The organism is Lachnospira hominis (ex Liu et al. 2021), from assembly GCF_014287955.1.
GTDB classification, from domain to species: Bacteria; Bacillota; Clostridia; order Lachnospirales; family Lachnospiraceae; genus Lachnospira; species Lachnospira hominis.
This window is the reverse complement of sequence record NZ_JACOPD010000004.1, coordinates 155229-173015: the sequence shown is the minus strand read 5'-3', so window position 1 is coordinate 173015 and position 17787 is coordinate 155229. Positions and strand designations below refer to the sequence as shown.

At 34.0% G+C, this 17787-nt stretch carries 12 protein-coding genes and 1 CRISPR repeat array; of the genes, 1 reads left to right on the top strand and 11 read right to left on the bottom strand.

Features of this window, described 5'->3' with window-relative positions:
- Positions 1-10 precede the first annotated feature (10 nt).
- From H8S01_RS13915 to H8S01_RS06855, 10 genes are all read right to left on the bottom strand, one after another.
- A complete protein-coding gene (locus H8S01_RS13915; protein ID WP_207723033.1) occupies positions 11-391 on the bottom strand; it encodes a hypothetical protein in 381 nt (126 codons plus the stop codon).
- 15 nt (positions 392-406) lie between these two features.
- Positions 407-706 (bottom strand): hypothetical protein, encoded by a 300-nt coding sequence (locus tag H8S01_RS13910; RefSeq protein WP_207723032.1) that lies wholly within the window; start codon positions 704-706, stop codon positions 407-409.
- A gap of 171 nt (positions 707-877) precedes the next feature.
- A CRISPR array of direct repeats spans positions 878-1507; the repeat unit is 36 nt; unit sequence GTTTTGTTACCATTCAAAATAACATACTCCTAAAAT.
- 82 nt (positions 1508-1589) lie between these two features.
- Positions 1590-2297 carry a type II-A CRISPR-associated protein Csn2 gene (csn2, locus tag H8S01_RS06890; protein ID WP_186836668.1) on the bottom strand — a complete coding sequence of 236 codons (708 nt, stop codon included), beginning with the start codon at positions 2295-2297 and terminating at the stop codon, positions 1590-1592.
- Entirely contained in the window at positions 2294-2599 is a 306-nt protein-coding gene (gene cas2, locus H8S01_RS06885; protein WP_186836667.1) for a CRISPR-associated endonuclease Cas2, read from the bottom strand. Before cas2 ends, csn2 begins: the two co-directional genes overlap by 4 nt.
- Positions 2600-2610: 11 nt before the next feature.
- Positions 2611-3420, bottom strand: coding sequence for a type II CRISPR-associated endonuclease Cas1 (cas1, locus tag H8S01_RS06880; RefSeq protein WP_243204280.1), 810 nt, complete (start codon positions 3418-3420; stop codon positions 2611-2613).
- Positions 3421-3442: 22 nt separating this feature from the next.
- Positions 3443-7759: a type II CRISPR RNA-guided endonuclease Cas9 gene (gene cas9 / locus H8S01_RS06875; RefSeq protein ID WP_186836665.1), complete on the bottom strand. Its 4317-nt coding sequence runs from the start codon at positions 7757-7759 to the stop codon at positions 3443-3445.
- A 480-nt stretch (positions 7760-8239) separates the two neighbouring features.
- Complete coding sequence (locus H8S01_RS06870; RefSeq protein WP_186836664.1) at positions 8240-11659, bottom strand: pectinesterase family protein; 3420 nt, start codon at positions 11657-11659, stop codon at positions 8240-8242.
- A 251-nt stretch (positions 11660-11910) separates the two neighbouring features.
- Complete coding sequence (locus H8S01_RS06865) at positions 11911-13281, bottom strand: MATE family efflux transporter (protein ID WP_243204269.1); 1371 nt, start codon at positions 13279-13281, stop codon at positions 11911-11913.
- A gap of 222 nt (positions 13282-13503) precedes the next feature.
- The gene (locus H8S01_RS06860; RefSeq protein WP_186836662.1) at positions 13504-15204 is read right to left on the bottom strand and encodes a methyl-accepting chemotaxis protein; all 1701 of its coding nucleotides are present in this window, start codon (positions 15202-15204) and stop codon (positions 13504-13506) included.
- Positions 15205-15227: 23 nt separating this feature from the next.
- Positions 15228-16403, bottom strand: coding sequence for a BMP family ABC transporter substrate-binding protein (locus tag H8S01_RS06855; protein ID WP_186836661.1), 1176 nt, complete (start codon positions 16401-16403; stop codon positions 15228-15230).
- 386 nt (positions 16404-16789) lie between these two features.
- On the opposite strand from H8S01_RS06855, the gene H8S01_RS06850 reads away from it, so the two are divergent.
- Positions 16790-17377 (top strand): iron-containing alcohol dehydrogenase, encoded by a 588-nt coding sequence (locus tag H8S01_RS06850; protein ID WP_243204268.1) that lies wholly within the window; start codon positions 16790-16792, stop codon positions 17375-17377.
- Here H8S01_RS06850 and H8S01_RS06845 read toward each other — a convergent pair.
- On the bottom strand, positions 17328-17735 hold the full coding sequence (locus tag H8S01_RS06845) for a YbaN family protein (RefSeq protein WP_207723031.1): 408 nt from the start codon (positions 17733-17735) through the stop codon (positions 17328-17330). The two genes, H8S01_RS06850 and H8S01_RS06845, sit on opposite strands and share 50 nt — an antisense overlap.
- Positions 17736-17787 lie beyond the last annotated feature (52 nt).

Genomic DNA, 17787 nt, shown 5'->3' with positions numbered 1-17787 from the left:
TGATTTACTTCTAATAATTTTCCGCTTTTTCCTTAACTTTTACCGGATTTACTCCATCAAGGCAGTTATCATATATCCACTCTGCCAGTTCATCTGCATTATTACTTTCATAATACGAAACAAGCATCTGTTTAAATGTACCATCTATTTCAACCGGAACTTTAAATATTCCTTTTCCGTTTTCTATTAATATTTTATTAATTGCAAAACTTCCGATTCTCTTGTTTCCGTCTTTAAATATCTGGCTCCTCATAAGCCATAAACCTGTTTTTACTGCCCTGTCTGTAACATTTGGATTGTCAAGCAGTTTCATAATTTCTTTATGATAGTATTCAGCACCATGTACTTCAGGTCTCCAGTTTGTTCCGCTTATAATAACATCATCAGTCATTATTCTGCCTAAATACTAATATGTTACATCAAATCTTACAATAATTTCGTGGACATTCATTAAATATCCTAAATCAAGGCTGTCATTAATATGCTCAATCATATACTCCCATGCATCTCTCAAACAGCATACCTTATTTATCTCAATCGGTGTAAGTTTTGACACATTTACATTATTAAGAATATCCTGAGTCTGTGCAAACGTAACCGCTATTTCCTCAAGATTTGCTGAACTGTAGACAGCATCAACAAAAAGCCTTTTTGCTATACATATGTTTTCGTCAACCGCTATATCATATTTATCATGTAAAATCATATAGTTTCACCTCAAACATTTTATATTTGCGACATATTCCAACACGGCTTTTCATCTGTTTCCTAATTTTCGGCTTCTTTAATTTTCTTTTGGCAAAGAAGTGGATAATAAAATCCATTCAAAATAACATACTCCTAAAATTGTTCAACTGCTGGCAATAAATGAATGTATGTTTTGTTACCATTCAAAATAACATACTCCTAAAATCCGCATTTACTGCATATGTAGTCATACATTGTTTTGTTACCATTCAAAATAACATACTCCTAAAATGTAACTATGGACGAAGCAAAGGAACTCACTGTTTTGTTACCATTCAAAATAACATACTCCTAAAATCCAATTGCAATTGTTGCCTTTGACATGCTTGTTTTGTTACCATTCAAAATAACATACTCCTAAAATCCATAAACTTCCTGATACATCGTATTTTCAGTTTTGTTACCATTCAAAATAACATACTCCTAAAATTATCCGCCAACTCTCTAGCTTTTTCCTGTGGTTTTGTTACCATTCAAAATAACATACTCCTAAAATATAATTTTATGCTATCTTGTTTCGGCATTAGTTTTGTTACCATTCAAAATAACATACTCCTAAAATGTAGACAACACCTAACTTGTGCTACAGATAGTTTTGTTACCATTCAAAATAACATACTCCTAAAATAAAAGAATCTGTCTGTCCTGCGGTGCGAGTGTTTTGTTACCATTCAAAATAACATACTCCTAAAATATTTCTGTGTTGCATCATCAATTTTTTTAGGTTTTGTTACCATTCAAAATAACATACTCCTAAAATGTCAAATTCGTATATTATAACATTATACAAGGAGTTTTTGGGACTATAGCAACTAATCTATACTCTGAATGTCAACTACTATTTAATTATTATACATCATAATTTCATCATAATCACTATCTACAAATAAAATTTTTTCATTTTTAACACATTCTTTCTCATCTCCTGTTTCTAACAAAAGAACCATTACTTTTTTATACATGATGTATTTATAAACCTCTTCCAATTCTTTTTGAGACAAATAAAGTTTTAAATTAGTAAAAACAACTAATTTTGCTATTCCAAAATATTCAACAACATCAATTATCATCAATACAATATCTATGATTTTAGAATCTCTGTCACCCATTGCAATTTTTAAACCTAGAAGTTTAAGATATTCCTGCACTCCGATACTGTCTTTGTATTCAAATTCAAACGGTAAATCTTCCCATACATCCATAGCATTTATCTGCAAACTTTGAAAATGTGTCTGAAAATCACTCAACCTTTCATACTCTTGCTGATATATTTTTTCTATTTTCTGAAACAAAGCACTTTGTATTTTCTTTTGATTAAAATCAAAATTCCATATATCAGTAATAAGCATAATATCTTTGGAAGCCTTCATTATTTTTTCATCCTCATCGATAAAAATAATTTTTTCGTTTAGCTCCTCAACTCCGTTTATAAGACTGTTAATGCTTCCTATTATTCTTGCAAACAATGTACCGTTTTGTATATGAAGCACACTTATATAATTTTCAGAAAAAACAATATCATTTTCAAATGAAGGTATTCTCATTATCATATTACAATCAGTCGCTCCTCTCCATCTATAACACAGTTCTGTTCTTCACCAGATATGTATTCTATTCCGCTAAATTGCTTTTCAGTTATAATAAGCATTTCAATTAAGCCTTCAGGCGGTTTGTTCTTTCTAACTTTCTTTCTTATCAGTTCGGCTACTGTTCCATTAAGTGCAAGTTTTGTATACACAGATTCCTGCATCATAATAAATCCTTCCTGTATCAGAAACTTGTGAAATTTTCTATACTCGGCACGATTCTTTTCTGTAATTGTGGGCAAATCAAAAAGTACCATAACTCTCATAAATCTTAAACTCATGCAAATTCATATAATATTGATGTATCAAAACTTTCATGTTCAATAGCATCAAATATCTTATCAAGATAAATCTGAATTGCATTTGTAAGATAGTATTCACGCCCACAATACATAACTTTCCTATTAAGAACATCAACCAACAACAGTTTAAAATCTTTATCAAATGTTTTTTCTATATTATTGTATACAATTTCATCAACAAGAACACGAAAAGGCTCCATTAAATCGCACGTCAGATTAAAAGGATTGTATTCATTAATATGCTTTATTCCAAGCTGCGTAAGATAACCATCCGCAACTATTTCTTTATTAAAATTGGAAAGTAAAATCCCATACCCATAATTTAATGCCGCATTTACGGAGCTCATATCATCTCTTGAAAATCCCTTTCCGAACAGACTGTTAAAATATACTTTTGCAGCATGTCCTTCACGGTTTGTCGAATCAAAAAATTCCATTTCTCTTATATATCCTGATAACTTTTCGTAAGAATCGAATTCATATTTTTTCAAAAGATTTGCCTGATTTAATATCTTTTGACAAACAATCTGTGTCCATACTCCCTGTGCATATTCTTCATTCCATGCAATCTGTTTTTTAATTTTTTTACTTGAATTATAAGCACCATAATATGGAACTAATTCGCTATTTGGATTTCTCTTTTCATCGCAAAAAATCACCTTAATTTTTCTTTTTACAAATTCACACAACAAATATGATGTCAATGACACCTGAGTGGAATCAATAATCACCGTATTAATTTCACTCAGATGTATCATTTTAACCTCATCACCCCGAACAATCATAAAATCATTTTTATAGCTCAACTTAACATGACTTTGTATTACCACCGTTCTCCAACTCAAAGCATGTTCTCCTTTCGTAAATTCCTGTCACTGACTTGTCAACTATTATTATTTTATCCTTAAAAGGAAGACTTCTTTTCCTTCCGAGCCCATCGCTTATGCCGGCAATATTGAATTTTGATACAGCTGGACGGCTACTGTTAGCCTGTACTATTTTATATATTTCATTAAAGTAATCTATTTTTTTATCTATATCCAGCTTTGATGTATTTGCTCCTATAACTTTATCTATATCCTTGATATAGCCTTTAAACTCATTATGTATCTTATTCTGAAGCAGCTTAAAGAACTCATCTATTTCTTTTTCAAGTTCATCCGTTCTTATATAGTGCCAGTTTTCACTATTAATATATGAATATAATCTGTTAAATTTCTGATACCTGCTTCCAAGAACAAATTGTTTTGCATTAGCAACTTCTGTAGGTCCAACAAGAAAATATCTATTACCTTCTTCATCTATAAGTTCTTGATATTTGCAAATTTTATTTCTTAATATTTCCACAGTATTATTTTTTAACTTATCACAGATATATTGTTTTAAATTGATATTTCCTTTATTAATCTCATACGAAATATATGTAGGAATACCCACAAACTCCATTTTCCACTGCTTTTCTTCTGTTTTCTTTTTCTTTTTAACAGTATAATATTTTACAAGAACAAAATATGCACATTCGCCACCCTGGTATCCGCCATATTTTTCTACCGAAAGTTCTTTAAGTCCCTCTTTTCCTCTTAGATTATTTCCACTCTTTAATGGAATAAGTTTAGTTTCTTTCTTATTTCCATCCAATTTCTCTTTTGGGTATCTTGTCTGATTATAAAAACTACCGGTATTTTCTTCTGTTTTTTTAGAAATCATTACATCTCTGTAACAAAAGATTTTTCTCATATACTCAATAATTTCTTCACCGTTCCACCCTGCTTTTTCATAATTCTTTGTAAATCTGCTAAGCATTGAAATATATATTTCCTTTTTTGATTTGGTATTATATTTCTTTTGTTCTTCATAATACTTTTCAAATTCTCGTCTGTACTTTTTGAAATTCAATTCATTTTTCCATCCCGGATATACTTTCTGTATATAAAGACCTATTATGCACGCAAGGTACGCATCATGTGCATGATGATAATCATTTAATCCACGATTCTTAAAAAACATTGCATTTTCTGTATTCTCAATCCAAAATCCATCATCATCCTTTTTTTCTTGCGTAAATTTATTGCGTATATATGAACTTAATTGTGCTTTTACCTCTATTACTTCAATCTTATCATCATAATAATCACTTATTAAATTTGCCACATTTTTTACAATCTGTCTTGTCTCTACAAGCTGTCTGTTAATAAATCCTTTAGAAAATACTTCATCAAGTGATTTATTAAGATTATTATATTTTTTCTCAGATATTAGTCCTGCTTTATATAACATCTCCCAATAATTTTGCATTTCCTTATAATCAGCTTTATTTCCAAATGCGTCTGAAACAATCCTATTTCCTTTGTTCTGATTTTCAATCTTTTTAACAAGAACTTTGTTATCCATACTGTCATCTTGACTGATTGAATAAGGTATAATATGGTCTACATCATACTGATTGAGATTATCAAGGCTTAATTGATTACTTGCACTTGGAGCAGAATACAAACTCTTGCCGTTCTGCGAAAAATATAACCTTACTTTTTCCTCATCAAGCCTTTTCTCATTATCTTTTAATTCTTGTTTAATATCATCATTATAATAGTCTTTAAATTCTTGTTTTAACTTGCCTATAGCTTTATCCAGCTTATCCTTTACCTTTTTTGTCTCTACTTTTTCCCCCTCTTCCCTTGCAAATTCAATAAATATCTGTTCAGGTTTTCTGCCCATATACTCTATTATTTCTTCAATAACTTTCATACATTGCTTTATTCCGCGTTTGTTTGCGGGCGACGTATGCAATTTATCAATAATATCCGGCAAATCATCTTCACCGTTATACCTTAACCTGTTTTCCTCAATAACAGTTTTTATGTTTTCATCTCTATTAATAATCTGAATCAGATTAGGAATTTCTTTCCATCTTAAATCGCCCTCTTCAAGCATTTCTATAATTGTATGTCCTGTATCACCTTTAATTCCTGTAAGGAATTTTTTAGACAACTGTCCCCAGCCTGTATACTTAATTTTCAATATTCTCTTTAACTGAGAATCATTTATTTTATCTTTGTAATTCTGTTCAATCTTTCTTTTTATGATTTTTTTGTCATCAAATATTGTAAGCCAGTAGATAATCTGTTCAATCATATCTATATTAGACATATTTATTTCACCGAATATCTTTTTAAATGTTATATAACTGCTCATAGAGCTTGCAAAATTGTCTCCCCCCTGATAGCCCTTTATAACCCTGTTATCAATATCATTATATGTACCAGATTTTTTTAAATGTTCTTTTAAATTATTCCCCGATACATAAACTTTCTTCAAAAAAAGGTTCTGTATTATATCATCTCTAATTTCTTTTCCTAACTTTATCTTATCAATACTTATTTGAGAAAGTTCCGTCAAAACCTCATACCACTGATAAATTATCGAATGTTTCGGAAGTACCTTTTCATCCGGCAAATAGGTACAATAATTAGTCATTCTTGTTATAAATTTTTCTGCCGTTTTATCAACATCAACAACCTCTTCTACATTCCACGGGTATACTGATTTATTTTCCATTCCGGCTTTTTTGCTCATCCATGCAAACCTGCTGCCAGGATTTAACGGTCCCACAAAATACGGTATCTTTGAAGTTAGCATTTTCAAAATTAACTCTTTGTTCTTCTTTAATTCAGGATAAAATTCCCCCTGAATATCCAATATTTTTTCCATTTCCATTTCGTTCAACTGGTATGGTATAACTGAATTGCTTACATCATTTATCTTTTCTAGATATGAATCATTTTCCATTTCAGCACATATTCTTATATATCTTTCATCATCTTTTGCAACATCACCTAATAATGCCTTAATACATTTATACAAATTTTCTCTTGCCTTTGATTGCGTATCACCGCATCGTTTCATTCCCTTAATATAATTGGCATAATTAGGCACATACTCTCCTTTTTTAATCTTTCCGAAACTTTTTAAAAATGCCGGACTCATTTTACCGTCTTTTTGTTCTGCTTTTAATTCTTTATGAAAAAATTCACTATATTCTTTCTGTGTTTTATAATCTCTGAATAATTCTTTTAGTTCTTTCAATTCCGCATGGTGTTTTTCGTATTTTGCGACCATTGCTTCTGATAAATAATTTACACGATTTTTGTCACTTCCCTGCATAATCTGTTTTATCACATACCAGCTATACAATCTTTTCAAGTTTTCTATAACAGAAAATTTTTCACCAAGTTCATCTGATAATTTTTGTTCTTCCTCTTCATAATCTGCTGATGCAAAACTAACACTCATTTCTTTACCATTTTCATCACACAGATTCTTATCATTCATAATTGTTGCAACATTGAATTTATATCCTATAATCGCATTTGCTACTGCTTCTGCATACTTTTTATCTAATCCAAGTTTTTTCAATATTTCCGATACTTCATTATATTTTTCTTTTTTGGATTTTTTTTCTTTTAATTTTTTTTCAATTTCCTCACAAGAAATTTGATCATAATTACACTCTATCTCTAAATATTCCTTTAATGAAGTTAAAAACTGTTCATAAATGATTTTAAAATCATCAAGTTCCGTAAATTTTTGACCTTCATATAAAAAATTTCCTCTATACTTGAGCATGTGATGCAATGCAAGATATATAAATCTTGCATCAGCTTTTTCTGTCGTCCCTAATAAGTGTTTTCTTAAATGATATATAGTTTGATATTTCTCGTAATAATCTTTGTCTGTACAATCCTTGTCTGCAAATAATATGTAATCAGATTTTGCCTTATCACTTTTATCCTCTTTCCACAAAAATGATTCATCCAATCTTGCAAAGAAATTTTCATCAACTTTGCATACCATATCCGACATTATTTTTCTTAACTCTAAAATTCGTGTATGTGTTCTTGAATATCTTCGTCTCGTACTTCTGTTTATACGGCAGCCTTTTGCAGGCTCTCCTGACTTGAATGTCCGTACTCCCCATAAACTGTTCCTTTTATTATTTCCGTTATCACCTTTTCGGTTAATTTTAAACAACTTTCCATTTTCATCTATAACGCAATACCCCACGCTTGCTGTTCCAACGTCAAGCCCTAAACAATAATTTTCACTGCACTTTCTGTTAAAATCCATTAATTTTACCTCCACATTCTTACTTTAAAATAATTTTATGTTTATTAGCTGTTACTATCTGGTAAAAGAGTAACCCATTTAATATATATTGTCAATATTTTTGTCCATATTAAATGACATTATTTTTTATATCGATTTGACATTTCAGTTTGAATCATGTATATTCTCTTTTAAGTTATTGTCTGACATTTGTCATTTAATAATTTTAGGAATTATGTTATTTACTATTGACATTTATAATAATAAATATTATTATACTATTGTTATTACCATTCAAAATAACATAGCAGGTTAAAATAAATTTTTAAACCAAATGACAGCGGCTGCGTATGGCAGCCCTTTTTTTATACCAATTTGTCCCCAAGAAATACAAAAACACCCTCTCCCTACATCTGTCTACTTTCGCAGATCCAATATCGGGAGGGGGTGTTTACCCTGTTATGGGATTATAATTTTATTATCTGTTTTTACAAACAGTTTTTATTTTGCTCTTTTTCTGTCGTATACGACTACTCCTGCCATTCCTGCCAATGCAGCAGCAAGAATTATCATATACATGAACATACCTAAGCTGTCACCTGTTGAAACTGATGAATCCGGTGTTACAGTTGAGTCCGGTGTCTCTGTTGTACCTGGTGTCTCTGCTGTACCCGGTGTCTCATTATTTCCTGGATTTTCAGGTGTTGACGGTGTTATATCGCTTCCTGAATCCTTTGCTGCGTATACTACAGCATATGGGCTGAATGACTCTGCCTCGAATGAAAAACCATTTTCATCTGCTGTAACTGCTACACTTTCAAGAACTCCGTTGTTATTCATATGGAATACATACAGATTGTAATCTGCTGCATTGATTCCTTTTTTGTATGACATAGTAATCTTAATCTTACCGCTTGAAAGCTTAACAACTTTTCCGTCTGTTGTTTTAAGTGAAATATCATAATAATCCGCATTCTTTGAATCGAATCCCTTGATATTCTTGTCAGCAATAGCCGCATCAATCTTTTCAGATATTGAAGCTGCTGCTTTCTCAACATTTAACTTAATTTCACTTACTGTAAGGTCTTTACCTTCTTCATCTTTAACCTTTACGTCACCTACTGATGCAACATCCTTGAAATCAGCAGCATCTTCATTTCCATCAAGGTCAACTTTGATGTCTGTCTTACCTGGATCGTCAGGTTTAACAACAGGCTGCTTTTTAACAAGACCATTAATTGCATCTGTTATTGCCTTTGCCATTGCATCTACCTTTGCCTGGTCTTCTGATGTAAGTGTTCTGTCTACCGCTTCGATTGCCTTTGTTACTGCTGAGAAATCCTCATAATCATCTTTGTTGAGGGCTTCTGCTGCCTTAATAGCCTCATCTACTGCTGTGTAGTCTGCTGCAACCGGTTCCGGCTTAACATCTCCTGATTTATAGTATGCAGGTGTCCAACCCTCAAAGTAATCTTCAAGTTTTACTGCTGATGCTTCTTCATCAGTCATCTTATTAACGCCTGCAGCTCTGCTTGAAGTGCTTACCTTTGTTCCGTCTGCAAGATGTGTATTATATTCATAATACTTAGCCTTTGCAGGTGTTACATTACTCATTGAAGTAAATCCTGCAGGAGCGATAGTATTAGCATCTTCAACTTCTGTATTTAAGAATACAACCTTTGAATCTGCTCTCCATGGTCTTGCAAAATATGTCTTTGTTATACCTTTGTTAATTCCCGCATAAGAAGTCTTTACAACTTTACAATTGTTGAAAAGATAACCTAACTGTGAAAGTGCCTTTGACGCAACAATGATACTTCCTGAAGCTGCTTTGTCACCGTATCCATACATGCTTAATGTACAGCCGTCGAATACCGCACTACCATCACCGCAGATATAATCTGTTGTACCTTCAATGACACAATTCTTAAAATATGTATGCTCTGTATTATTTCCTGTAAACATTGTATCCTGTGAACTTAAGAACTGGCAGTCCTTGAATTCGCTCTGGTCTGCTTCAATGAAAATAACACATGCTCTTTCCTTATTTTTATAAAGTTTGATATCGGCATCTGTTGCTTTAGAACGGTCAACCTTAGAGTTATCTCCACCTTTGCCTACGCCATCTGCAACTTCTTCTGTTGTCATATATCTGTTGAATGAACTTTCATATATAACACCTTCTGAACGGAACGCTGTAGCTGTAGGAAGTACATTAACTGTTGCTCCCCAGTGGCCTGTACCCATTCCGATTTCAACTCCTTTTTCATACTTATCAACTGCTCTTGCTTCACTGTAATAACCGTTCATATCGGCACTGTAATAAGTATAACCTGAACCATAATACCATGTTATTGTTGAGCCTGCTTCACTTGAAATAGTAACATAAGGAGTATCAACCATAACCTGCTCTCTGTATAAAGCATCTGTAAGAGTAATTGTTACTCTCTCTGTTGTTCTTGTCATTCTGCCTATATACTTAACTGCATCTGTTATAGTCTCAAACTGCTGGCCCTTACCCACTTTTACCTCAGCCTGATATTCAACAGGTGATGTATCTGCTTCTGTTTCAAGATAAACATCATTCAAAACATCTGCACTGCCGACACTTACATGGTCATATGCGGTATACTTTTCAGATACAACTGATGTATCGTACTCGCCTGCCCTTAACTGTGCTTTGTATCCGTCACCTGTTACATCGAATGAATAAGAATAGCTACTGTCTGATTTGTTTGTAAATGTAATCTTTGTAACATCTGAAGCTTTGTCATCTGATGTTACGAACTTACCTGAAACATTAACCTTTGCTCTCTGTGTTGCAGCGATTTTTACATCTGTATAATCTCCTGCTGCCTTGTTTAACTTTTCTGTAACTTCATAATCGTCAACACCGCCTAATACTACTGAATAGTTTGAGCTTGAATTAATACTTACATTTGAAAAACTGTAAGAACCGTCTGTCTGTGCTTTTACATCAACATCAATCGTTGAAAGCTTTGAATTATCAGGTACAAATTTAACTGAAACTGTTCCTTTTACAGCATCTGCCGGAATTCCCATAATACTTCCTGAAACTGTTGCAACTGCATCGGCAACTGCTTCAAAGTCTTTAACAGCCGTAGCATCTTCACCTGTAAGTTCAAGAATATTACCGTTGTCGGTATCATTAATCTTAAATCCTACAGCACTTATTGATACTTCGTACCTGGCACTGCCGTTTACTCTCTTTAATACAACGGAATACTTGCCGTTGCTGTCAACCTGTGCAGTAACCGTCTTTGCAGAACTGTCTGTAAGACTGTCAAACTTAATCTCTGTAATTCCATTTTCTGCTGCATTTGCCACTGTACCTGTAACTGTGACATTTATAATCGGATTATATTCTGTCAAAGCCATTGTTCTGACCTTAACATCTCCGCCTGATATAACAGGAAGATACTTCTGTCCTTCTTTTTCAACAATATAACCTGTAATATCATCCACTGTTACAGACTGTGTTGTTGTCTTCATCTGAACAGAATATCCGCTGTCAGCACTGCCGATATATACAGGTCTGTCAGTTGCAGCATTTGAACATAACTGCTCATATTTTACTTTTGTTGTGTCATCTTTTACCGGAAGATATAATACGCTTCCCTGTCTGAAACGAAGTTTGTCACTGTCATATGTAACACCACTATTTCCAGCATACTGTGACACATACAAAATGCCGCCGGACTCTCCGGCGGTTCCATCAAGAATTTCACCTGCTGCAGGTGCTTTCTTACTTGAATTCGCTGAAAACGAATACGTAATTTTTCGTGTCTGTGTATCTGCGGCCTTTGCCGTAACGCCTAATCCTACAGGCATCCCCGATACAATCAAAGTAACCGCAGAAACTGCCGCAAATACCTTTCTAAATAATTTGTTAAATCGCATAAAACCCTCCGAACATTTTACTAAATTATATTTTTAACCACACACTTCCTTTCATTATCACGCTTACCATTAATAAAACACGCAGTGAACTAATAACTAAAAATACCCATAAGAAAAAGAAAAGGCTTTTGCGTATGTGTTTTATTAAAGTATGTATAAATAATACACTTATATTATAAATGTGTCAATGGATTTTACTGATTATTATATTTTTTTGTTAGTTTTTTACAAAAACTCTCATTAAATCTTTACTAATATCTTCCCCTTACATTCAAATGTTTGAAGCTGTATGCAAAATATGCTATTTCTGCTATAGCTGTAATTGTCCACGAAAATACATAGACAAGATACAATGATGGTATAGAGTGAAAATATGCAAATATTGTATATACCCATGCAACCCTGAATACACACGAACCGCTTATAACAATAATTGTAGGCCCAACACTCTTTCCTATACCCCTCGATGCAGCAATTGATGCATCCATAAATGCAGATACCGCATACGAAAAAGCCATAATCTTTATTCTTGCCATCCCGGCGTCTATAACAGCCGGCTCACTAGTAAACAACGACAACAACTGGCGTCCAAACACAAAAAGTACAGTTCCAAGAATTCCTGCCGCACAAAATGAATATGCAATGCTTATAAAATAGCTGTGAAGCATTCTCTTTTTATTTCCGGCACCCATGTTCTGCCCCATAAAACTTGAACACGCTGTATAAAACGCTGACATTACATTATATATAAGTGCATCAAAATTGGCAGCTGCGGAATTGCCTGAAACCATAACAGAATCAAATGAATTCACACCTGTCTGGATAAAAAGGTTTGCAATCGCAAATATTGCGTTCTGGATTCCTGCCGGGATTCCAAGCATAAGAATCGCTTTCGCTGCATTCTTGTTTATTCTTACCTGTGAAAGATGAAGCTTGCACACATCATTTCTTCGCAAAAGATTAGTCATAATAAGTGTTGCTGAAATATACTGTGAAATAATACTTGCCATTGCTACACCCTGTTCTGCCAGACGAAATCCAATAACAAATATAAGATTAAGGCATACATTTACTATTCCTGCTATAAAAAGATAGAGTAACGGACGCTTTGTATCTCCTCCGGCACTCATAACAGCATTACCAAAGTTGTATACTGCCATGGCAGGCATACCAAGTGCATATATTCTGAAATAAAGCATCGCACCGTCTATAAGTTCTTCTTTTGTATTTAATAGATTCAGCAATAAATGTGCACATGAAATACATATAATGCTTACAATAATTCCAACAATCAGGCACAGAATAAATGCTGTTTGAATTGTATCTTTCAAATCTTTGTGCTGTCTTGCACCAAGCTGCCTTGCCACTATTACATTGACACCACAACCCATTCCTATAAGAAATCCTGTAAAAAGCGTCACTAAAATTGTAGTCGAACCAACCGCCCCAAGTGCCTCATAGCTTGCAAATTTACCGACAACTGCCACATCGGACATATTAAAAAGAACCTCAAGAACCTGCGACATCATAAGCGGTATACTGAAAAGAACTATCTTTTTCCACAAAGAACCGCTTGTCATATCCATTCCACAGGACGTATTTTCTGTTTTTATTCCACTCATAAAAAATTTCCTCATATCAGGTATAATTAACTTTAGTTTTTGCACGTAATACGGCCTTTAAATCACGCCAAATCTACGCAGCAGTTAATTATACTAACACCTGATATGAGAAAATGCAACATATCTTATATTAATTTTTAATATTATTAATTTAAAGTTTTAATTCCAATATAATAACGTATCACTATAATAATCTGCCTTATGAACTGTAAGCAGTTTTTATTACATCTTAAAATATGACACACTCTCAGCTAGCTTGTCAGCAATCTCCCTAAGCTTGACGGCTCCTGAATACACTTCCTTGAACGTATCTGTAACCTTCTGCGTCTCCTCAAATGTTCTCTGAGTGCTTTCCATATTTTGTCCCGCAATTTCTGCAAGTTCTTCAACGGCACCAGACACCTTATTTCTTGAACCTTCAAGTTTAACCGTACTGTTCATTATTAATTCTATGCTGTCCTTTGAACTGCGTATATCATTAAGAACCTGTCCCACAATAATACGGGTCTCTTCCATGCTTTCGCTCTGACTTATAACTATATCCTGCATTTTCTGCATAATCTCGACAGATTTATACGAATCCTGCATAAGAACCTTTGTTATATCGTCAATCTGCTTACTTGAATCATTAGACTGCTCCGCAAGCTTCTTTATCTGCTGTGCAACAACCGCAAAGCCTTTTCCGGCTTCACCTGCTCTTGCCGCCTCTATAGACGCATTAAGGCTCAAAAGATTAGTCTCTTCAGCAACAGCCGAAATAAATGAGATTGCCGAATTAATTTTGTTTACGGATTCATTTGTGCGATTTGTCTGCTCGTTCACTTCTTCAATTATATTTTTTACATTGTCATTGATATTACACAACTTAAAAAGCGTCTCAGAAACCTTTGTTCCTGACTTCTGCATAGACACGGCTGATTCGCTAAGAAGAGACGCCTCTGATGTAGTTTCGCTGATATTATTTTCCATGATCTTCATATGGTCAAACGCAGCTTTAGAATTGGCTGACTGTATTGTTGAATTTTCAACCATCTGACTAACGGTTGCACTGACTTCATTCATTGTCTTGTCGGTATTGTCCGCCGCCTCGCCGAGAACACCCGAAGTTTCAAGCAAAAGCTTTGAATTACTCGATATTTCGTTAATTACCAAGTTCATTGCATTGCTAAGCGATACTGTGCCTCGTGCCAAATCACCTATTTCATCTTTGCGGTTTAACATCTTTTTGTCAACGTCTATATTAAGACTGCCTCCCGCAACCTGTTCCACGATTCCTACACTTCTCTTTATATCTGAACTTATAGAATATGCAATCTTCATACTTATGCCGATACATATAGCCATAACAATGACAACAGCAGTGCATATCATTGCAATAATTCTGTTTAAAACAGCGTCCTTGTCCGCCTTGTTTGTTCCGACAAACACCATTCCGATTATCTCATCATTGCTTCCGTTCTGATATACAGGCATATAATAGCCGTAATTCATAACTCCATCCAGCGAAACACGGCTTGTAAAATATTCTTCTCCATCATTTAACACTTTCTGCGTTATGACATCTCCAGCAGGCGAACCGAGAATTCTTTCACCGTTTGCGTCAAGTGCCGATGTCATCACTCTTTTTGTTCCGTAGAAAAATGTAACGTCCATACCTGTATTTTCTTTTATTCTGTCAACGAGATTTTCCGACTTGGATACATTGTAACTTCCTTTCCATATATCTCCGTTTGTTGTCACAATGTAATCTCCCGCATTTTGGTCATATGCCGCCAAAGTAGACGATGCCGTTCCTTTTAAAGATTCCTCAACCTGTTCCATAACAGAACTTTTTACCATAGTTACAGTAAGGATTATGGAAACCATGCCCAAAACAAGTACAGGAATGATTGTAACCGCCAATATTTTCTTTTTAAGATTCATGCTGTATTCCTCCCATTATTCTCTTACTGTACTACTGTCACGGTTTTGAAATACCAGTTAATATTTCCCGTAATATCCGAATCTTTGAGTGTTTTTCCATTCTCTCCGACTGTCGTTCCCGTATTGGTCTCTATAACTCCGTCAAATATTCCGAGTTTTCCCGATATAATATCCTTCTTTGCCTCATCAACTTTTTGCTGTGTTCCCGATTTGCAGAAATCAGCGAGCTGTGTTATGCCGACAAGATTTTCATTCATACCGCCGTAATAATTGCTTCCGTCCCATGTTCCGTCAATAACACTCTGTACAGCCGCCGTATAATATGCACTCCAGTTCCATATAACGCTGCAAAGGCAGGCATTGGGTGCATCTTTACTCATATCAGAATTGTATCCTATACTGTATACATTTTTCTGCTGTGCAAGAAGCTGCGGATATGTAGTATCACAATGCTGTGTTATAACATCGCAGTTCATGTCAAGAAGCGTAGAGGCCGCAGCTTTCTCAGCTTCAGGGTCATACCAACTGTTTGTCACCTTTACATATATCTGAGCCGAAGGATTCACAGAATAAACGCCCAATGCAAAAGCATCAATTCCACCCGTAACCTCTGAATTTTCCGAACCCATTGCGGCAACATAACCTATTTTATTCGTCTTTGTATTCATTCCTGCAACTATTCCGCTAAGATATCTCGGCTGATATATTCTTCCGAAATAATTGTTAAAATTCTTTCCATTGCTCATGTAACCCGTGCCGTGAGAAAAATAAACATCAGGATATTCTTCTGCCATCTGTGCCGTTGTCTCCATATAGCCCCAGCTTGTTGAAAATATTATGTTACAGCCCTCGTCGATACATTCTTTTATCGCTTTTCTCGTAGCCTCTTTGTCCGAATCATTAACATTAATCTTTCTTATAATCTGACTGTCCGACAATCCGAGATTTTGCTGCATACCCATAATTCCAATATCATGCGTATATGTATATCCGCTGCCCTCGGCTGGATCAGACAGATGAATTACTCCAACCTTTATGCTGTCCCTTGATACTCCTGAAGAACTTTTTACCGTATCAGAATCACCATAGCCCGTATTAACCGCGTAATCATCGATATTGCCGTTCACACCGCAGCCTGTAAACGAAGCACATAAAACAAGCATACCCAATATTTTAAAAAATGATTTAATTCTTTTCATTCGCATCACCTCTCATATTCAATTATCATTTACCAAAACAATATATAAATTAATTTTATAATATCATACACATGTTTATTTTTACAATAGAAAACAATAAAATTTTTGTAATATATTACATTTTCTGAAAATACATCTAAATTCACACAAAAATACACAATTTTAAAAAATCACCAATTATACAGATTTGAATTTTAATATATATTTTCCGTCTGTGCAGTTTTTTATTTTAACAGGTTTAAATCAACGCCGGTTTATGATATACTTACTTTAATTCAATAAAGTAAAAATACAAAGGCGTATTGACTCACATAACAATGAGTTGATATGCCTTTTTATATTTTGTTATTTAACAAAATATTTATTTAATTAATGGAGGAATTATTATGAAGCTTGAAAATTATGAAGTACATCTGCCGAGTTACTCTATCGGTAATGCAATTTATGATAAGATTGGTCCCGTCTGTGAATCATACGGCAGAACGGTTCTTGTAATCGGTGGAAAAAAGGCTCTTGCAGCTGCACTTGACAAAATTAAAGAAGCAGTATCTCACACAGCACTTGAAATTATCGGCGTCGAACTTTATGGAAATGACTGTACATACGAAACTGTTGATAAACTTCGTGCATTACCTCTATATAGCGAAGCTGACATGGTATTCGGTGTAGGCGGCGGCAAAGCACTTGATACAGTAAAATGCCTGTGCATAACGGATGACAAACCTGTATTTACATTTCCTACAATTGCATCAAATTGTGCTGCTTGTACATCTGTCTCAATTATGTATAATAGTGACGGAACTTTTTTAAAGCCTAACTTTTTTGTCCGCCCTGCAATGCACGCTTTTATTGATACCGAAATCATTGCAAAAGCATACGAAGACCACAAAAAAGGATTATGTACATATGAAGTTGAACAGGTAACTATTCGGTTTCTATTTTTGCTGAAGATGGTATTGTCTGTATCTTTGTAAAGAAATATACATATTTGAATATTATAAGAAATACAATAAACACTCTTCCATATATGTTCGACATTGCAATCATTGCAAGAACAAGCATACATGATGCAGGTATCAATATACAAAGCTTTGTTTTAAGCGTCATTGCACGGTTTTTCACAAAACTATCCAAATGCTTTTTATAAAGCTTTGTTTTTGTAAACCACTTATGAAAACGCTCTGACCCTTTTGCAAAACAAAAGGAAGCAAGTAAAAGAAACGGCGTAGTTGGCAATACCGGCAGAATAACACCAATCGCACCAAGTGCCATTGAGATAAATGCCGCTGCAAGCCAAAGAATTTTAATTGGATTTTTTATAATATTTTTCATTTATAATTATAATACCTTTCATTTATAATATTGTTATGCATATCTAAGTTAT

Bases quoted from the DNA above. Each gene is read 5' to 3' on its own strand.
- cas2 (WP_186836667.1), bottom strand. From the start codon at position 2,599: ATGAGAGTTATGGTACTTTTTGATTTGCCCACAATTACAGAAAAGAAT.
- H8S01_RS06870 (WP_186836664.1), bottom strand. From the start codon at position 11,659: ATGCGATTTAACAAATTATTTAGAAAGGTATTTGCGGCAGTTTCTGCG.
- H8S01_RS06865 (WP_243204269.1), bottom strand. From the start codon at position 13,281: ATGAGTGGAATAAAAACAGAAAATACGTCCTGTGGAATGGATATGACA.
- H8S01_RS06850 (WP_243204268.1), top strand. From the start codon at position 16,790: ATGAAGCTTGAAAATTATGAAGTACATCTGCCGAGTTACTCTATCGGT.
- cas1 (WP_243204280.1), bottom strand. From the start codon at position 3,420: ATGATTGTTCGGGGTGATGAGGTTAAAATGATACATCTGAGTGAAATT.
- cas9 (WP_186836665.1), bottom strand. From the start codon at position 7,759: ATGGATTTTAACAGAAAGTGCAGTGAAAATTATTGTTTAGGGCTTGAC.
- H8S01_RS06860 (WP_186836662.1), bottom strand. From the start codon at position 15,204: ATGAATCTTAAAAAGAAAATATTGGCGGTTACAATCATTCCTGTACTT.
- H8S01_RS13915 (WP_207723033.1), bottom strand. From the start codon at position 391: ATGACTGATGATGTTATTATAAGCGGAACAAACTGGAGACCTGAAGTA.
- H8S01_RS06845 (WP_207723031.1), bottom strand. From the start codon at position 17,735: ATGAAAAATATTATAAAAAATCCAATTAAAATTCTTTGGCTTGCAGCG.
- H8S01_RS13910 (WP_207723032.1), bottom strand. From the start codon at position 706: ATGATTTTACATGATAAATATGATATAGCGGTTGACGAAAACATATGT.
- csn2 (WP_186836668.1), bottom strand. From the start codon at position 2,297: ATGATAATGAGAATACCTTCATTTGAAAATGATATTGTTTTTTCTGAA.
- H8S01_RS06855 (WP_186836661.1), bottom strand. From the start codon at position 16,403: ATGAAAAGAATTAAATCATTTTTTAAAATATTGGGTATGCTTGTTTTA.